Source organism: Pseudomonas sp. H3_E07, assembly GCF_054668895.1.
This window is the reverse complement of sequence record NZ_CP162795.1, coordinates 5,196,730-5,214,138: the sequence shown is the minus strand read 5'-3', so window position 1 is coordinate 5,214,138 and position 17,409 is coordinate 5,196,730. Positions and strand designations below refer to the sequence as shown.

Annotated in this window: 15 protein-coding genes; 12 read left to right on the top strand and 3 right to left on the bottom strand. The window is 59.0% G+C overall.

The annotated features are described in order from the left end of the window. Nucleotides 1–44: 44 nt before the first annotated feature. Nucleotides 45–752 carry an arginyltransferase gene (locus tag AB4O08_RS24030; RefSeq protein WP_010209600.1) on the top strand — a complete coding sequence of 236 codons (708 nt, stop codon included), beginning with the start codon at nt 45–47 and terminating at the stop codon, nt 750–752. A gap of 100 nt (nt 753–852) precedes the next feature. Next, entirely contained in the window at nt 853–1,071 is a 219-nt protein-coding gene (gene infA / locus AB4O08_RS24025) for a translation initiation factor IF-1 (RefSeq protein ID WP_002553999.1), read from the top strand. 254 nt (nt 1,072–1,325) lie between these two features. Here the strand turns inward: infA and clpA are convergent, their stop codons facing one another. Then, the gene (gene clpA, locus AB4O08_RS24020) at nt 1,326–3,596 is read right to left on the bottom strand and encodes an ATP-dependent Clp protease ATP-binding subunit ClpA (RefSeq protein ID WP_010209598.1); all 2,271 of its coding nucleotides are present in this window, start codon (nt 3,594–3,596) and stop codon (nt 1,326–1,328) included. A 29-nt stretch (nt 3,597–3,625) separates the two neighbouring features. Further along, the gene (gene clpS / locus AB4O08_RS24015) at nt 3,626–3,994 is read right to left on the bottom strand and encodes an ATP-dependent Clp protease adapter ClpS (protein ID WP_010209597.1); all 369 of its coding nucleotides are present in this window, start codon (nt 3,992–3,994) and stop codon (nt 3,626–3,628) included. Between the two features lie 224 nt (nt 3,995–4,218). On the opposite strand from clpS, the gene cspD reads away from it, so the two are divergent. Continuing rightward, nucleotides 4,219–4,497: a cold shock domain-containing protein CspD gene (cspD, locus tag AB4O08_RS24010; RefSeq protein ID WP_029529108.1), complete on the top strand. Its 279-nt coding sequence runs from the start codon at nt 4,219–4,221 to the stop codon at nt 4,495–4,497. Between the two features lie 81 nt (nt 4,498–4,578). Here cspD and icd read toward each other — a convergent pair whose 3' ends face one another. Next, on the bottom strand, nt 4,579–5,835 hold the full coding sequence (gene icd, locus AB4O08_RS24005; RefSeq protein ID WP_010209595.1) for an NADP-dependent isocitrate dehydrogenase: 1,257 nt from the start codon (nt 5,833–5,835) through the stop codon (nt 4,579–4,581). 493 nt (nt 5,836–6,328) lie between these two features. Between icd and AB4O08_RS24000 the strand changes: the two genes are divergently transcribed. From AB4O08_RS24000 to aceA, 9 genes are all read left to right on the top strand, one after another. Beyond that, a complete protein-coding gene (locus AB4O08_RS24000; protein WP_047540912.1) occupies nt 6,329–8,554 on the top strand; it encodes an NADP-dependent isocitrate dehydrogenase in 2,226 nt (741 codons plus the stop codon). Nucleotides 8,555–8,780: 226 nt separating this feature from the next. Then, the gene (locus AB4O08_RS23995; protein WP_010209593.1) at nt 8,781–9,227 is read left to right on the top strand and encodes an NUDIX hydrolase; all 447 of its coding nucleotides are present in this window, start codon (nt 8,781–8,783) and stop codon (nt 9,225–9,227) included. A gap of 59 nt (nt 9,228–9,286) precedes the next feature. Further along, nucleotides 9,287–10,411 (top strand): tRNA 2-thiouridine(34) synthase MnmA, encoded by a 1,125-nt coding sequence (gene mnmA, locus AB4O08_RS23990; RefSeq protein WP_010209592.1) that lies wholly within the window; start codon nt 9,287–9,289, stop codon nt 10,409–10,411. Next, nucleotides 10,408–11,031 (top strand): high frequency lysogenization protein HflD, encoded by a 624-nt coding sequence (hflD, locus tag AB4O08_RS23985; protein WP_021492762.1) that lies wholly within the window; start codon nt 10,408–10,410, stop codon nt 11,029–11,031. Before mnmA ends, hflD begins: the two co-directional genes overlap by 4 nt. Before the next feature lie 125 nt (nt 11,032–11,156). Continuing rightward, nucleotides 11,157–12,527 carry an adenylosuccinate lyase gene (gene purB, locus AB4O08_RS23980; protein WP_010209589.1) on the top strand — a complete coding sequence of 457 codons (1,371 nt, stop codon included), beginning with the start codon at nt 11,157–11,159 and terminating at the stop codon, nt 12,525–12,527. An 83-nt stretch (nt 12,528–12,610) separates the two neighbouring features. Further along, the gene (locus AB4O08_RS23975) at nt 12,611–13,777 is read left to right on the top strand and encodes a ribosomal protein uL16 3-hydroxylase (RefSeq protein WP_010209588.1); all 1,167 of its coding nucleotides are present in this window, start codon (nt 12,611–12,613) and stop codon (nt 13,775–13,777) included. Continuing rightward, nucleotides 13,770–14,192 (top strand): GNAT family N-acetyltransferase, encoded by a 423-nt coding sequence (locus AB4O08_RS23970; protein ID WP_047540909.1) that lies wholly within the window; start codon nt 13,770–13,772, stop codon nt 14,190–14,192. Before AB4O08_RS23975 ends, AB4O08_RS23970 begins: the two co-directional genes overlap by 8 nt. A gap of 232 nt (nt 14,193–14,424) precedes the next feature. Beyond that, nucleotides 14,425–15,162, top strand: coding sequence for a secretin N-terminal domain-containing protein (locus AB4O08_RS23965; protein ID WP_010209583.1), 738 nt, complete (start codon nt 14,425–14,427; stop codon nt 15,160–15,162). Nucleotides 15,163–15,652: 490 nt separating this feature from the next. Continuing rightward, a complete protein-coding gene (gene aceA, locus AB4O08_RS23960; RefSeq protein ID WP_003174717.1) occupies nt 15,653–16,978 on the top strand; it encodes an isocitrate lyase in 1,326 nt (441 codons plus the stop codon). Nucleotides 16,979–17,409 lie beyond the last annotated feature (431 nt).

The following is a 17,409-nucleotide window of genomic DNA, read 5'->3' as shown; positions in this document are numbered from 1 at the left end:
GCTCCTGGCTTACACTTATTTCAAAGCTTATCCGAGGGTTGATCATGACCGAGTTGGCGCGTTTGAAGTTTTATGCCACTCAACCCCACTCTTGCAGCTATCTGCCCGACGAGCAGGCCACCACACTGTTCCTCGACCCCAGCCAGCCTATGGACGTGCATGTGTATGCCGACCTGTCGGAGATGGGCTTTCGGCGCAGCGGCGATCATCTGTACCGGCCTCATTGCCAGAACTGTAATGCCTGCGTCCCGGCACGTATTCCCGTGGCGCAGTTTCTGCCGGACCGCAACCAGAAACGCATCCTCAAGCGCAATGCCGACCTGACGGTGATGCCAACCAAGCCACGGTTCACCGAAGAGTACTTCGACCTGTACCAGCGCTACATCGAAGAGCGCCATGCCGATGGCGATATGTTTCCGCCCAGTCGCGACCAGTTCTCCACGTTCCTGGTACGCGACCTGCCGTTCTCGCGCTTCTATGAGTTTCGCGCCGACGGCCGGTTGCTGGCGGTGGCCGTGACCGATTTACTGCCTAACGGCCTGTCGGCGGTCTACACCTTTTACGAGCCCGGCGAAGAGCGCCGTAGCCTGGGACGCTTTGCGATCCTGTGGCAAATTGGCGAAGCCTTGCGCCTGGAACTGGAAGCTGTGTACCTCGGCTACTGGATCAAGAACTGCAAAAAGATGAACTACAAGACCCAATATCGGCCCATAGAACTGCTAATTAATCAAAGATGGGTCGTGCTTAACTAGAACCCCTTGGCTTAAACACCCTTTTTCGGGCACAATGCACGCCGCTTTTGCCTGGCGCAGTTGCACCGGGCCATTCACTGGATACCGAGGGCTTTACTGCATGTCGAAAGAAGACAGCTTCGAAATGGAAGGCACTGTCGTCGACACCCTGCCCAACACCATGTTTCGTGTGGAGTTGGAAAATGGGCACGTCGTAACCGCGCATATCTCCGGCAAGATGCGCAAGAACTACATTCGTATTCTTACCGGTGACAAAGTGCGCGTCGAGCTGACGCCCTATGACTTGAGTAAAGGGCGCATCACTTACCGCGCTCGCTAAGCAAGTCAATACAAAACGCCCGGTTATGCCGGGCGTTTTTGTGTGCGTGCGATTTAGCAGATACTGGTCAACCCTGTGGGAGCTGGCCTGCCTGCAATAGCGGTGTGTCAGCCAAGGAACCCTTTCCTGATCCACCGCTATCGCAGGCAAGCCAGCTCCCACATTTGATCTTTATTGACCTGAAGACTGCGCTGCACAATCAGAGACAGCAAAAAGGCGCCTTTCGGCGCCTTTTTGCTTTGTTGCAACCGCTATCAGGCCATTTCAGCCGTGGTCTCGAACTCGAAGGTCAGCTCGCCATCCTTCAGGTCGATATGCACCACGCCGCCATGATCGGAAAGCTCGCCGAACAGGATTTCTTCGGCCAATGGCCGCTTGATCTTGTCCTGGATCAGACGCGCCATTGGGCGTGCGCCCATTGCCGCATCGTAACCACCTTGCGCCAGCCAACTGCGCGCCGCGTCCGTAACCTCCAACTGCACGCGCTTATCTTCCAACTGCGCCTGAAGCTCGGTAAGGAACTTGTCCACCACGCTCTTGATGACCTCATGACTGAGGCGACCAAACTGGATAATGGTGTCCAGACGGTTGCGGAATTCCGGCGTGAAGCTCTTTTTGATCACTTCCATCGCATCGGAAGAGTGATCCTGATGGCTGAAGCCGATCGAAGCCCGCGCAGCCGTTTCGGCACCGGCGTTGGTGGTCATGATCACGATCACATTGCGGAAGTCCGCCTTGCGTCCGTTGTTGTCGGTCAGGGTTCCGTGATCCATTACCTGCAGCAGCAGGTTGAAGACTTCCGGGTGGGCCTTCTCGATTTCATCGAGCAGCAGCACGCAATGCGGTTGCTTGGTGATCGCTTCGGTCAGCAGACCGCCCTGATCGAAGCCGACATAGCCCGGAGGCGCACCGATCAGGCGCGACACGGTGTGACGCTCCATGTACTCGGACATGTCGAAACGCACCAGTTCAATGCCCATGGCCTTGGCCAGCTGCCGCGCCGCTTCGGTCTTGCCGACGCCGGTCGGGCCTGCGAACAGGAACGAACCGACAGGCTTGTCCGGCGACTTGAGGCCCGCACGGGACAGCTTGATCGCGGTGGACAACGCATCGATGGCCGCATCCTGGCCGAACACGGTGAGCTTGAGGTCGCGCTCCAGGTTACGCAGCAACTCCTTATCGGAACTGTTGACGTGTTTTGGCGGAATCCGCGCGATCTTCGCGACAATGTCCTCGACCTGAGGCACGTCGATGCGCTTCACGCGCTTCTCGACCGGCTGCAGGCGCTGGTAAGCCCCTGCCTCATCGATCACATCGATGGCCTTGTCCGGCATGTGACGGTCATTGATGTAGCGCGACGCCAGCTCGGCGGCGGAGCGCAGTGCTTCATCGGTGTATTCGATGCCATGGTGCGCTTCGAAACGCCCTTTGAGCCCCCGCAGGATACCGATGGTGTCTTCAACCGAAGGCTCGGAAACGTCGACTTTCTGGAAGCGACGCGCCAGGGCACGGTCTTTCTCGAAGATGCCGCGGAATTCCTGGAACGTGGTCGAACCGATGCAACGGATATCACCCGAAGACAGCAGCGGTTTGAGCAGGTTGGAAGCATCCATCACGCCACCGGACGCCGCGCCGGCCCCAATGATGGTGTGGATTTCGTCGATGAACAGGATCGCCTGCGGACGTTTTTTCAGCTCACCGAGCAGCGCCTTGAAGCGCTTCTCGAAATCACCACGGTACTTGGTCCCCGCGAGCAACGCGCCCAGGTCCAAGGAGTAGACGACGCTGTTGGCCAGCAGGTCCGGCACCTGGTTATCGACGATGCGCTTGGCCAGGCCTTCGGCAATCGCGGTCTTGCCCACGCCTGCCTCACCCACCAGCAACGGGTTGTTCTTGCGACGACGCGCAAGGATCTGCGCTACACGCTCGACCTCAAGCTCTCGCCCCACCAGCGGATCGATCCGCCCCTGGCGCGCCAGTTCGTTGAGGTTGCTGGCATAGGCATCCAGTGGATTGCCCGAAGAAGAAGACTCACCGCCCTCGTCGTCCTGCATATCCTGCTCACCCTCGGAATGATCGCCGTGCCCGGGTACCTTGGAGATACCGTGGGCGATGTAGTTGACGACATCGATACGGGCAACGCTCTGCTGTTTCAGCAGGAACACTGCCTGGCTTTCCTGCTCGCTGAAAATCGCCACCAGCACATTGGCGCCTGTGACTTCACGCTTACCGGAGCTCTGAACATGAAACACGGCACGCTGAAGCACCCGCTGGAAGCCCAGGGTTGGCTGGGTTTCACGGTCTTCATCGTGGACTGGAATAAGTGGCGTCGTGGAGTCGATAAACTCCTGCAGGTCATGCTTGAGTTTGTCGAGGTTGGCGCCGCACGCACGTAGAACGGTAGCGGCAGCTTCGTTATCCAAAAGTGCCAGCAGCAGGTGCTCGACGGTCATGAATTCATGACGCTTCGAACGAGCCTCCTTGAAGGCAAGATTGAGGGTGACTTCGAGCTCGCGGTTTAACATAGCTTCACCTCATACCCAAGTGGTCGGCGTTAACCGTCCTTCTCGATTTCACAGAGTAGCGGATGCTGGCTTTCCCTGGCGTACTGGTTGACCTGCATGGCCTTTGTCTCGGCGATGTCGCGGGTAAACACTCCACATACTGCCCGTCCTTCTGTGTGAACGGCCAGCATTACCTTGGTCGCCAACTCGCGGTTCAGGTTAAAAAACACCTCGAGCACTTCGACCACGAAATCCATCGGTGTGTAGTCATCGTTGAACAAAACCACCTTGTACATCGGCGGCGCCTGTAAGGCAGGCTTGGCCTCCTGAACAGCAATGCCTGCAGAACCGTCGTCATCAGGTTCCTGATCCGGTCGATCCTGATTGAATGTTAGTCGAATCTGGCTGTTTGCATGCATGGAAAGAAAGGTTCGTCAGTGGTTCAAATACAGTGGTGGGGGCGACCTGTCAGAATTTCAACTCTGACCGACTGGTCGCCTTGACTATCGGCGAAACGGTGTTACAACCAATAGAACCCACAGTGGGTAAAAAAGGTCCGCGCAGTCAACCTTATTTATTCGGGTTAGGACGGATAAACTGGATGATACTCCAGTGATGGAGTCTGGTGCAGAGGGATATGGGTATGTCTGGCGTCAAGATCAAAGGCAAGGTCAAGTGGTTCAACAATGCCAAGGGATATGGTTTTGTTAACGAAGAAGGAAAAAGCGAGGACCTTTTTGCGCATTACTCAGCGATTATCATGGATGGTTACAAAACGCTGAAAGCGGGACAACCGGTCACCTTTGATATCATTCAAGGCCCCAAGGGGCTGCACGCCGCGAATATCGATACGGTGAAAGCAGAAGCCGATGCGAGCCCGGCAGTACGTGCGAGCGGCGTAGAAAAGAAACAAACGGCCTGATCAGCCGCCGAGCGTCCAGCGCGTTATAAAAAAACGGCCACCCCAATCAACTTGAGATGGCCGTTTTTTATGCCTGCGTGATTACATATGCGAAATCAACGCATCACCAAAGCCGGACGACGACACCAGCTTCGCGCCGTCCATAAGGCGCTCGAAGTCATAAGTTACCGTCTTGGCAGAAATCGCACCATTGGTGCCCTTGATGATCAGATCCGCAGCCTCGGTCCAGCCCATGTGACGCAGCATCATCTCAGCCGACAAAATCAGGGAGCCCGGATTGACCTGGTCCTTGCCCGCATATTTAGGCGCAGTACCGTGGGTCGCTTCGAACATCGCCACGGTGTCCGACAGGTTCGCACCCGGCGCAATACCGATACCACCCACCTCCGCCGCCAAGGCATCGGACAGGTAGTCGCCGTTCAGGTTGAGGGTCGCGATCACGTCATACTCGGCCGGACGTAGCAGGATCTGCTGAAGCATGGCGTCAGCAATCGCATCCTTGACCACCACGTTCTTGCCGGTCTTCGGGTTCTTGAACTGCATCCACGGACCGCCATCCAGCAGGGTCGCGCCAAACTCTTCAGCCGCCACTTCGTAGGCCCATTCCTTGAAGGCCCCTTCGGTGAACTTCATAATGTTGCCTTTGTGCACGATGGTCAGGGAGTCGCGATCGTTATCCACTACGTATTGCAGGGCCTTGCGTGCCAGGCGCTTGGTGCCTTCCAGCGATACCGGCTTGATACCAATCCCGCAATCCTGGTCGAAACGGATTTTGGTGACACCCATTTCTTCCTTGAGGAACTTGATCACCTTGATCGCTTCGGCCGAACCGGCCTTCCATTCGATCCCGGCGTAAATGTCTTCGGAGTTTTCGCGGAAGATGGTCATGTCCACATCGCCAGGCTTCTTGACCGGGCTAGGCACGCCTTCGAACCAGCGCACCGGGCGCAGGCACACATACAGGTCGAGCTGTTGGCGCAGGGCCACGTTCAGCGAACGGATGCCGCCACCGACGGGGGTGGTCAGCGGCCCCTTGATGGAAACCACATAGTCCTTGACCGCATCCAGGGTTTCCTGGGGCAGCCAGGTGTCCTGGTCGTAGACTTGAGTCGCCTTCTCACCGGCATACACCTCCATCCATGAGATCTTGCGCTTGCCGCCGTAGGCCTTTTCAACAGCTGCGTCGACCACCTTGATCATCACCGGGCTGATGTCGACGCCGATACCGTCACCTTCGATGTAAGGGATGATCGGTTGGTCAGGAACATTGAGAGAATGGTCTGCGTTGACGGTGATTTTGTCGCCGACTGCCGGAACCTGAATCTTCTTGTATCCCATGCTGAACTCCATCTATGGATTGAACATCTGGCTGCGTTCGAGCCTACTCCAGATAAATGGCGACTGAAACCTCACGCCATGCTCATTTGCATCGAAAACAGCATAATTTGTCGCCTACAAGCCTGAAAGAAAAGGCAAAATCGCCAATCTTGAGCACAACGTGCGACTTTGGTAGCAACTTCTGCCCTGCGACCTTTAGACCAATGGACGACACACCTTTTGTATGAAGGCTCAGCGTAAGCATAGCGACCTATGTATAATGCCGCCGCTGACCAAAGAGTCACGACGGCTGACCGCTCTAGACAGTAGCCTTCAGCCAGAAAGCAGGACTATTACAATAGTCCAAACGCTTGACGCTCGACTGATGCAACCCAACATCACCGCGAAGAAACCTCGACATTTCGCTCATGGATGACTTTGAACGAACGCGCTCCACCCGGCGCATCTCGAGTTTCTGCGCACGCTTTCAGCAAAGAAGAGAGTTAATCCGAATATGCCCACCCGCTCGAAGATCATCTACACCTTCACCGACGAAGCCCCGGCCCTCGCCACCTATTCACTGCTGCCTATCGTAGAGGCCTTCACCGCTTCCGCTGATATTGCCGTGGAAACCCGCGACATCTCCCTCGCCGCGCGCATCCTCGCAAGCTTCCCCGAGCAACTGGGCGCCAAGGCTATCCCGGACCACCTCGCCGAACTGGGCGACCTGGCCGTTACGCCTGAAGCCAACATCATCAAACTGCCTAACATCAGCGCCTCGACCCCGCAGCTGCAAGCCGCGATCAAGGAACTGCAGGCCCAGGGCTATGCCCTGCCGGACTACCCGGAAACCGTAACCACCGACGCGGAAAAAGAAACCCGTGCACGTTACGACAAGGTCAAGGGCAGCGCCGTGAACCCGGTACTGCGCGAAGGCAACTCCGACCGCCGCGCACCTCTGTCGGTCAAGAACTACGCGCGCAAGCACCCGCACAAGATGGGCGCCTGGGCTGCCGACTCCAAGTCGCACATTGCCCACATGAACAATGGCGATTTCTACGGCAGCGAAAAAGCCGTACAGATCGAAGCCGCTGACGCTGTCAAAATCGAGCTGATCGCCCAAGACGGCACCGCCACCGTCCTGAAGGAAAAGACTTCGGTACAGGCCGGCGAGATCATCGACACCGCTGTACTGAGCAAGAAAGCCCTGCGCGCGTTCATCGCCGCTGAAATCGAAGACGCCAAGAAACAAGGCGTGCTGCTGTCGGTTCACCTGAAAGCCACCATGATGAAGGTCTCCGACCCGATCATGTTCGGCCAGATCGTTGCCGAGTTCTATAAAGACGCCCTGACCAAGCACGCTACCGTGCTGGAGCAGATCGGCTTCAACCTGAACAACGGCATCGGCGACCTGTACGCTCGCATCAAGGCCCTGCCGGCCGAGCAGCAAGCGCAGATCGAAGCGGACATCCAGGCTGTTTATGCCGCCCGCCCTTCCCTGGCGATGGTCAACTCCGACAAAGGCATCACCAACCTGCACGTGCCGAGCGACGTGATCGTCGACGCCTCGATGCCGGCCATGATCCGTGACTCCGGCAAGATGTGGGGCACCGATGGCCAGCTGCACGACACCAAGGCTGTGATCCCGGATCGCTGCTACGCCACCATCTACCAGGCGGTCATCGAAGACTGCAAGGCCAATGGCGCTTTCGACCCAACCACCATGGGCAGCGTGCCAAACGTTGGCCTGATGGCGAAGAAAGCCGAAGAGTACGGCTCCCACGACAAGACCTTCCAGATCAAGGCTGACGGCGTAGTCCGCGTCACCGACAGCAAGGGCAGCCTGCTGATGGAACAGAAGGTCGAAGCCGGCGACATCTTCCGCATGTGCCAGACCAAAGACGCGCCGATCCAGGATTGGGTCAAACTGGCCGTCAACCGCGCCCGCGCCAGCAACACCCCAGCGATTTTCTGGCTGGACCCACAGCGTGCTCACGACGGCGTCGTGGTCGAGAAAGTTCAGGCTTACCTGAAAGACTACAACACCGAAGGCCTGGACATCCGCATCATGTCGCCCGTCGACGCGATGAAGTTCACCCTGGAGCGCACCCGCAAGGGCCTGGACACCATCTCGGTAACCGGCAACGTACTGCGTGACTACCTGACCGACCTGTTCCCGATCATGGAGCTGGGCACCAGCGCCAAGATGCTGTCCATCGTGCCGCTGATGAACGGCGGCGGCCTGTTCGAAACCGGCGCCGGCGGTTCGGCACCGAAGCACGTGCAGCAACTGGTGGAAGAGAACTTCCTGCGCTGGGACTCCCTGGGCGAGTTCCTGGCCCTGGCCGCCTCCCTTGAGCATTTGGGTGTGACGTACAACAACCCGAAAGCCCTGGTACTGTCCAAGACCCTGGACCAGGCCACCGGCCAGTTCCTCGACAACAACAAGTCGCCATCGCGCAAAGTCGGCAACATCGACAACCGCGGCAGCCACTTCTACCTGGCGCTGTACTGGGCTCAAGCCCTGGATGCCCAGACCGAAGACACCGCACTGCAAGCGCAGTTTGGCGAACTGGCTAAAACCCTGAGCGAAAACGAGGCGACTATCGTTGCCGAGCTGAACGCCGTACAGGGCAAGCCAGTGGACATCGGCGGCTACTACGCGCCGAACCCGGAGCTGACCAGCAAGGCCATGCGCCCAAGCACCACCCTCAACGCGGCCATTGCCAAGTTGAAGTAAGGTTGTAAGGATGCAAAGAAGCCCCGGCCCTGTGCCGGGGCTTCTGTTTCAGGACACTGCGGTTTTGCTGAACAAACCGGATCAAAGTGTGGGAGCGGGCTTGCTCGCGAATGCGGTGTGCCAGTCGCCCGATGCATATCTGACCCATTGCATTCGCGAGCAAGCCCGCTCCCACACTGACTGCAATCCTGCCCAAAGACCGTCGCATCTCGAATCGAGGTTTTGAATGACCTGGCAACCCCACATCACCGTCGCCACCATCGTCGAAGACAACGGCCGCTTCTTGATGGTCGAAGAACTCAAGGGTGGCCGCGCCGTGCTCAACCAGCCGGCGGGCCACCTGGACCCGCATGAAACCCTGACCGAGGCCGCCGTGCGCGAAACCCTCGAAGAAACCGGCTGGGACGTCGAAGCCACCGGTATTGTCGGGATCTACCTGTACACCGCCCCCAGCAATGGGGTGACTTATCAACGGGTCTGTTTCATCGCCAACGCCTTGAAACACCATCCAGACTATCAACTCGATGAAGGCATCCTGCGTGCTCGCTGGCTGACCCGTGACGAGCTGATGGCCTTGCGCGACGACTGGCGCAGCGAGCTGATCATCCGCTGCATCGATGATTATCTGGCCGGCCATCGCCACAGTCTCGAATTGATCCGCCCTTCTCTTTAGCCTTGAAGGCCTGAGCCTGATAGAATCGCGTCCTTTTTCAAGACACCCGTTGAAATCCTATGCGTGATCCAGCCCCTTCTGACACACAAAAGAAGCGCGTCATCGTCGGCATGTCCGGCGGCGTGGACTCTTCCGTTTCCGCCGTTCTGCTGATGGAGCAGGGATATGAGGTGGAAGGCCTGTTCATGAAGAACTGGGAGGAAGACGATGGAACGGAATACTGTACCGCCATGGACGACCTGGCAGACGCCCAGGCCGTGTGCGACAAGATCGGTATCAAGCTGCACACCGCGAACTTCGCCGCCGAGTACTGGGACAACGTGTTCGAGCACTTCCTGGCCGAATACAAGGCCGGCCGCACGCCGAACCCGGACATCCTGTGCAACCGCGAGATCAAGTTCAAGGCGTTCCTCGACTACGCCATGATGCTCGGGGCCGACCTGATTGCCACTGGCCACTACGTGCGCCGACGCGACATCGATGGTCGTACCGAATTGCTCAAGGGCCTGGACCCGAACAAGGACCAGAGCTACTTCCTGCACGCCGTCGGTGGTGAGCAGATCGCCAAGACCCTGTTCCCGGTGGGCGAGCTGGAAAAGCCCGAAGTGCGCAGGATCGCCGAGAAACACGGCCTGGCCACCGCCAAGAAGAAGGATTCCACCGGCATCTGCTTTATCGGCGAACGCCGCTTCAGCGACTTCCTCAAACAATACCTGCCAGCACAACCGGGCGAGATCAAGACCACCGAGGGTGAAGTCATCGGCCGCCACCATGGCCTGATGTACCACACCATCGGCCAACGCCAGGGCCTGGGCATCGGCGGCCTGAAAGACGCTGGTGAAGAGCCGTGGTACGTGCTGATCAAGGACCTGGAACACAACGAGCTGATCGTCGGCCAGGGCAACGAGCATCCACTGCTGTTTTCCGGCGCCCTGCTCGCCTCGGAAATCTACTGGGTCAACCCGATCGACCTGAGCACCCCGCGCCGCCTGACGGCCAAAGTGCGTTATCGCCAGAGCGACCAGCCTTGCACCCTGGAAAAAACCGCCACCGGTTACCGCGCCATCTTTGACGACCCGCAACGCGCCGTCACGCCTGGCCAGTCCGTGGTGTTCTACGACGGCGAAATCTGCCTGGGCGGCGGCGTGATAGAAGTTGCCGAAGCCTGGAGCAACCCGGCATGAGCCCGACCCAGGAGCAATTGACGGCACTCGGCGGGGTTTTTCTCTCCGCCGTGCTGGTGGACAAGATCGCCAAGACCGGCCAGGTCACTGAAGCCGGCCTCACCTGCATGCTTGGCAGCCTACTGATCCGCGACCCCAAGGACACCCTGGAGGTCTACGGCGGTGACGATCTGGCGCTGCGTGAAGGCTATCGCGCGCTGATCGGCGCGCTTGAGCGCGACCCAAGCACCTTGCAGCGCGAGCCGTTGCGCTACGCTCTGTCGATGCTCGGTCTTGAGCGTCAACTGGCCAAGCGCGACGACATGCTGGAGGTCATCGGCAAGCGCCTGCCACAGATTCAGTCCCAGGTGGAACACTTCGGCCCGGCCCACGAAAACGTGATCGCAGCCTGCGGTGCGCTGTACCAGGACACCTTGAGCACCTTGCGGCAGCGCATCCAGGTGCACGGTGACATGCGTAACCTGCAGCAACCGAATAACGCCTCGAAAATCCGCGCCTTGCTCCTGGCCGGTATTCGTTCGGCGCGGTTGTGGCGCCAGTTGGGCGGTCATCGTTGGCAGCTGGTGATCAGCCGACGCAAATTGCTCAAAGAGCTTTACCCGTTGATGCGCAACGAATAAGTCGCATCAGCAGGCCATTTTCAAGCCGTTACGCGTAATACGCCGGTCAGTTGGCAACGGACCGGCGGATTTTTTCATGTATGATACGCGCCCCATTTCGTTGCCCGACTGTCCGAGAACACCCCATGCAGCTCTCTTCGCTCACTGCGGTTTCCCCTGTTGACGGCCGCTACGCCGGCAAAACCCAGGCCCTGCGCCCTATTTTCAGCGAGTACGGCCTGATCCGCGCTCGTGTCCTGGTTGAAGTGCGCTGGCTCCAGCGCCTGGCCGCTCACCCCGCCATCAGCGAAGTGCCGGCGTTCTCCGCCGAAGCCAACGCTGTGCTCAACACCCTGGCGGAAAACTTCTCCCTGGAGCACGCCGAGCGTGTGAAAGAGATCGAGCGCACCACCAACCACGACGTAAAAGCCATCGAATACCTGCTCAAAGAGCAAGCGGCGAAGCTGCCGGAACTGGCCCAGGTCAGCGAGTTCATCCACTTTGCCTGCACCAGCGAGGACATCAACAACCTGTCCCACGCCCTGATGCTGCGCGAAGGCCGTGATGACGTGATGCTGCCGCTGATGCGCCAAACCGCCAACGCCATCCGCGAACTGGCCATCCGTTTCGCCGACGTGCCGATGCTGTCGCGCACTCACGGCCAGCCGGCGTCGCCGACCACCCTGGGCAAAGAACTGGCTAACGTGGTGTACCGCCTGGAGCGCCAGATCGCTCAAGTCGCGGCCGTGCCGCTGCTGGGCAAGATCAACGGCGCCGTAGGCAACTACAACGCCCACCTGTCGGCCTACCCAGAGATCGACTGGGAGGCCAACGCCCGCGCCTTCATCGAAGACGAGCTGGGCCTGGGCTTCAACCCGTACACCACGCAGATCGAACCGCACGACTACATCGCCGAGCTGTTCGACGCCATTGCGCGCTTCAACACCATCCTGATCGATTTCGATCGCGATATCTGGGGCTACATCTCCCTGGGCTACTTCAAGCAGCGCACCATTGCCGGTGAAATCGGTTCGTCGACCATGCCGCACAAGGTCAACCCGATCGACTTCGAAAACTCCGAAGGCAACCTCGGCATCGCCAACGCCCTGTTCCAGCACCTGGCCAGCAAGTTGCCGATTTCCCGCTGGCAGCGCGACCTGACCGACTCCACCGTCCTGCGCAACCTCGGCGTGGGTTTTGCCCATAGCGTGATCGCGTACGAAGCCAGCCTCAAAGGCATCAGCAAACTTGAGCTCAACGAGCAAAAGATTGCCGCTGACCTGGACGCGTGCTGGGAAGTATTGGCCGAGCCGATCCAGACCGTGATGCGCCGCTACAACATCGAAAACCCGTACGAGAAGCTGAAGGAATTGACGCGCGGCAAGGGCATCAGCCCAGAAGCACTGCAAACTTTCATCGACGGCCTGGACATGCCAGCCGCGGCCAAGGCCGAGCTGAAACTGCTCACCCCGGCCAACTACATCGGCAACGCTGTAGAGCAAGCCAAGCGCATCTGATCATCGCTAGACCTTTGAGACGCCCGGCCGCGCCGGGCGTTTTTATTCCAGTCTGAAAAATGCTTTTTTTCAATAGGTTACACATGAATCCTGATATCCCTCTTCAACTTCTGGGCGGCATCACGGCACGGGAATTCCTGCGCGACTACTGGCAGAAAAAGCCGCTGCTGATCCGTCAGGCCATCCCTGACTTCGAAAGCCCGATCGACGCCGACGAACTCGCCGGCCTGGCCCTGGAAGAAGAAGTCGAATCGCGCCTGGTGATCGAACACGGCGAGCGCCCGTGGGAATTGCGTCGCGGCCCCTTTGCTGAAGACGCCTTCAGCACCCTGCCCGAGCGCGAGTGGACCCTGCTGGTGCAGGCCGTCGATCAGTTCGTGCCGGAAGTGGCCGAATTGCTGGAGCAGTTCCGCTTCCTGCCAAGCTGGCGCATCGACGATGTGATGATCAGCTTCGCCGCGCCGGGTGGCAGCGTCGGCCCGCACTTCGACAACTACGACGTGTTCCTGCTGCAAGCCCAGGGCAAGCGCAACTGGAAGATCGGTCAGATGTGCAGTTCGGAGAGCCCGCTGCTGCAACACGCCGACCTGCGCATCCTCGCCGAATTCGAAGAAAGCGCCGAATGGGTGCTGGAACCGGGCGATATGCTCTACCTGCCGCCGCGCCTGGCCCACTTCGGCATTGCCGAAGACGACTGCATGACCTACTCCGTGGGTTTCCGTGCACCGAGCGCCGCCGAAGTGCTGACCCACTTCACCGACTTCCTCAGCCAGTACCTGACGGATGAAGAGCGCTACACTGACGCCGACGCTCAGCCCGCCACTGACCCGCACCAGATCCAGGGCGACGCCCTCGACCGGCTCAAGAGCCTGCTGGCCGAGCACATGAGTGACGAGCGCATGCTGCTGACCTGGTTCGGCCAGTTCATGACCGAGCCGCGCTATCCTGAACTGGTGGCCGGTGAAGAATTGGGCGAAGAGGATTTCGTCAACAGCCTGCAAGACGGCGCGATCCTGGTACGCAATCCGAGCGCGCGCATGGCCTGGTCGGAAGTCGACGATGATGTGCTGCTGTTCGCCAGCGGCCAGAGCCGTTACCTGCCGGGCAAGCTGCGTGAATTGCTCAAGCTGATCTGCGCCGCCGACGCGCTGCACGCCGAAAACCTCGCCCCATGGCTGGCGGACGAAGACGGTCGCGACCTGCTGTGCGAATTGGTCAAGCAAGGAAGCCTGGGATTTGCCGATGAATAAGATTCACGTAAGTGTCGCGGACTGGCAAAAGGATATCGCCGAGATTCGGCGCATTCGTGATGCGGTGTTTATCGCTGAGCAATCGGTTCCACCTGAGCTGGAGTGGGACGCAGACGATGCGAGTGCTGTGCATTTTCTCGCATTCGAGGGCGACTTTCCGATCGGCACCGCGCGCCTGCTGCCCAGCGGCGAAATCGGGCGCGTTTCGGTACTCAAAGACTGGCGCGGGCTGAAGGTCGGCGACAAGCTGATGGAAGCCGTAATCGGCGTGGCCGAGCAACGCGGTCAGACCAAGCAGTTCCTGAGTGCGCAGGTCTATGCGGCGCCGTTCTATGAGCGACTGGGCTTCAAGATCGTCAGCGGGGAATTCCTGGAAGTCGGGATTCCCCATGTCGATATGGTGCGCGGGGGCTGATTCGAGACCGCGTCGCTGCCATCGGGGGCAAGCCCCCCTGCCACACTTGACCACATCCTCAAGGATGTACTCGGTCAAAATGTGGGAGGGGGCTTGCCCCCGATAGCTATTTCAGCAACACCAACAATGCCCTGCCATGCCAGGGCATTTTGCCGTCTACGATTCAACTTGCGACCCACCAGGCCGACAAACTGGCACTATCAAGCCCAAATGACTCGCAGAGATCACGGACATGTCCCTACGCACCCTGCTCACCGCCCTCCTCCTGACCGCCAGTTGCTCGACCATGGCCGACACTGAAGTCGTCAACCTGAGCAACCGCACCAGTGCCGACCTGCTGCCCGTGGCGCAGAACTTCATCGGCAAGGACGGCACCGTCAGCGCTTACGGCAACCAACTTATCGTCAACGCTGACCCCGCCAAGATCCAGGACCTGCGCGCCCTGCTTGCACAATTGGACACACCAGCCAAGCGCCTGTTGATCACCGTCGACACCAACGAAAACAACCAGCAGAACAGCGGCGACAGCCAGACCCGCATCATCAGCTACGGCACCGCCAGCCGCGACGGCGGGATCCAGCAGATTCAGGCCAGCGAAGGTGTGCCCGCGCTGATCCAGGTAGGCCAGAGCGTACCGCTGACCACCACCCAGCAGGACAGCTACGGCCGTCTGCAGAACCAGACCCAGTATCGCAACGTGACCCAGGGCTTCTACGTCACCGCCAGCGTCACTGGCGAGACCGTGCACCTGGCGATCAGCACCAATCGTGACCGCATGAGCCAGGAGCGTCCCGATGTAGTGAATGTGCAAAGTACCGACACAACCGTCAGCGGTCGACTGGGCGAGTGGATTCCCCTGGCCGGCATCAATCGCGAAACCCAGGCCGATAAATCCTCTACAACCCGCAGCTACTCTACCCAGGGCCGCGATGACCTGACTTTACGGGTCAAGGTCGACACCCTGAACTGAAGCACCAAAAACTGACTGATGAGTCGTATTAGACTAAAGATGTAGTGCTTGAAAAAAAGCACTACAAAACATTTGACGATCCAAAAAAGCATGGGCATGATGGCCTCGCTCCCGCTAATCAGGGGCCCTGGCAAGGGCCTTCGGATCGCCGCTCTAAGCTACCCACCTGAGCCGATTCGTGTCTGTACCGCCCACAAGGCGTGTTTGACGAGGTTGCGACTGGAACGAAGTTGTCCCGAGGGACGGAAGCTAACCAGGTAACCCGGCTACACGCTGTTGAACACCCAAGGGCCCACGACGCCCTCAGACTGTTCGCGGCCCGCCATTACCTACCGCCTCTCTCGCCAATCGTTCACCCCGTCGCATTCCCCGCCAGACCCGCCATGACCGCCTAAGCTTCTGGTCAGCGAGCAGCCCTGCCCACGCATGTGAATGCAGGGCTGGCAAATGGATTTTTCCACCACAAGAAGACGCGACGAGGTTTACTTCCATGGCACTGACACGCGAACAGCAAATTGCAGCCCTCGAAAAAGACTGGGCTGAAAACCCACGCTGGAAAGGCGTGACCCGCGCTTATTCCGCTGCTGACGTCGTCCGCCTGCGTGGCTCGGTTCAACCTGAGCACACCTTTGCAAAACTCGGCGCCGAGAAGCTGTGGAACCTGGTGACCCAAGGTGCCAAGCCTTCCTTCCGTCCCGACAAAGATTTCGTCAACTGCATGGGCGCCCTCACTGGCGGCCAGGCAGTGCAACAGGTGAAAGCCGGCATCCAGGCGATCTACCTGTCCGGCTGGCAAGTGGCGGCGGACAACAACTCCGCTGAATCCATGTACCCCGACCAATCGCTGTACCCGGTGGACTCTGTGCCAACCGTGGTCAAGCGCATCAACAACTCGTTCCGTCGTGCCGACCAGATCCAGTGGAAAGCCGGCAAGAACCCAGGCGACGAAGGCTACATCGATTACTTCGCACCTATCGTGGCTGACGCTGAAGCCGGCTTCGGCGGCGTGCTGAACGCCTACGAACTGATGAAGAGCATGATCGAGGCAGGCGCCGCCGGTGTGCACTTCGAAGACCAACTGGCTTCAGTGAAAAAATGCGGCCACATGGGCGGCAAGGTACTGGTTCCTACCCAGGAAGCCGTACAGAAGTTGACCGCTGCCCGCCTGGCCGCTGACGTTGCCGGTACACCGACCATCATCCTGGCCCGTACCGACGCCAACGCCGCTGACCTGCTGACGTCGGACTGCGACCCTTACGACCAGCCATTCGTGACCGGCGAGCGCACCCAGGAAGGTTTCTACAAGGTACGTGCCGGCCTGGACCAAGCGATTGCCCGTGGCCTGGCCTACGCGCCGTACGCCGACCTGATCTGGTGCGAAACCGCCAAGCCGGACCTGGACGAAGCGCGTCGTTTCGCCGAAGCCATCAAGAAGGAATACCCGGACCAACTGCTGTCCTACAACTGCTCGCCTTCCTTCAACTGGAAGAAAAACCTGGACGACGCGACCATCGCCAAGTTCCAGCGCGAACTGTCCGCCATGGGCTACAAGCACCAGTTCATCACCCTGGCCGGCATTCACAACATGTGGCACAGCATGTTCAACCTGGCGCATGACTACGCCCGCAACGACATGACGGCCTACGTGAAGCTGCAGGAGCAGGAGTTCGCTGACGCCGCCAAGGGTTACACCTTCGTGGCTCACCAGCAGGAAGTGGGCACCGGCTATTTCGACGACATGACTACCGTGATCCAGGGCGGCACCTCGTCCGTGACCGCGCTGACCGGTTCGACCGAAGAAGAGCAGTTCCACTAAGCACCGCGTACACGGCCACTGCGGCCCCAAGGAAGACCTAACCGCAGTGCCGCACGACAATCACGCCCCGACTGGTTCGGGGCGTTTTTTTTGTTTTCTGAAAATCCCCCCTGACAATAAAAAGTCAAAATGTGGGGGCGGGCTTGCTCGCGAAAGCACTGGCTCAGTCAGCACATGTTTTCCTGGCACACCGCTTTCGCGAGCAAGCCCGCCCCCACAGGGGAAAGCGTCCAACCTGAAGATTTTGTGCAAAACATTGATCCAGAGCGGTATTCACCTGAATCAAATCGGTTAAAAGATCCCCGTCGACAACTAAGCGCCCTTCAAGCAAGTAACAACAACTTCCCGCGCCACACGAGAAACATTCGCTTAAACCCCATGCAAACAATAGTCATTATCATTTGGCGCGTGAAAACTTCGTTACAGTTGAA

Bases quoted from the DNA above. Each gene is read 5' to 3' on its own strand.
- hflD (WP_021492762.1), top strand. From the start codon at position 10,408: ATGAGCCCGACCCAGGAGCAATTGACGGCACTCGGCGGGGTTTTTCTC.
- AB4O08_RS23970 (WP_047540909.1), top strand. From the start codon at position 13,770: ATGAATAAGATTCACGTAAGTGTCGCGGACTGGCAAAAGGATATCGCC.
- mnmA (WP_010209592.1), top strand. From the start codon at position 9,287: ATGCGTGATCCAGCCCCTTCTGACACACAAAAGAAGCGCGTCATCGTC.
- clpS (WP_010209597.1), bottom strand. From the start codon at position 3,994: ATGCATGCAAACAGCCAGATTCGACTAACATTCAATCAGGATCGACCG.
- AB4O08_RS24000 (WP_047540912.1), top strand. From the start codon at position 6,329: ATGCCCACCCGCTCGAAGATCATCTACACCTTCACCGACGAAGCCCCG.
- cspD (WP_029529108.1), top strand. From the start codon at position 4,219: ATGTCTGGCGTCAAGATCAAAGGCAAGGTCAAGTGGTTCAACAATGCC.
- AB4O08_RS23975 (WP_010209588.1), top strand. From the start codon at position 12,611: ATGAATCCTGATATCCCTCTTCAACTTCTGGGCGGCATCACGGCACGG.
- purB (WP_010209589.1), top strand. From the start codon at position 11,157: ATGCAGCTCTCTTCGCTCACTGCGGTTTCCCCTGTTGACGGCCGCTAC.
- AB4O08_RS24030 (WP_010209600.1), top strand. From the start codon at position 45: ATGACCGAGTTGGCGCGTTTGAAGTTTTATGCCACTCAACCCCACTCT.
- clpA (WP_010209598.1), bottom strand. From the start codon at position 3,596: ATGTTAAACCGCGAGCTCGAAGTCACCCTCAATCTTGCCTTCAAGGAG.
- infA (WP_002553999.1), top strand. From the start codon at position 853: ATGTCGAAAGAAGACAGCTTCGAAATGGAAGGCACTGTCGTCGACACC.
- AB4O08_RS23995 (WP_010209593.1), top strand. From the start codon at position 8,781: ATGACCTGGCAACCCCACATCACCGTCGCCACCATCGTCGAAGACAAC.
- icd (WP_010209595.1), bottom strand. From the start codon at position 5,835: ATGGGATACAAGAAGATTCAGGTTCCGGCAGTCGGCGACAAAATCACC.
- AB4O08_RS23965 (WP_010209583.1), top strand. From the start codon at position 14,425: ATGTCCCTACGCACCCTGCTCACCGCCCTCCTCCTGACCGCCAGTTGC.
- aceA (WP_003174717.1), top strand. From the start codon at position 15,653: ATGGCACTGACACGCGAACAGCAAATTGCAGCCCTCGAAAAAGACTGG.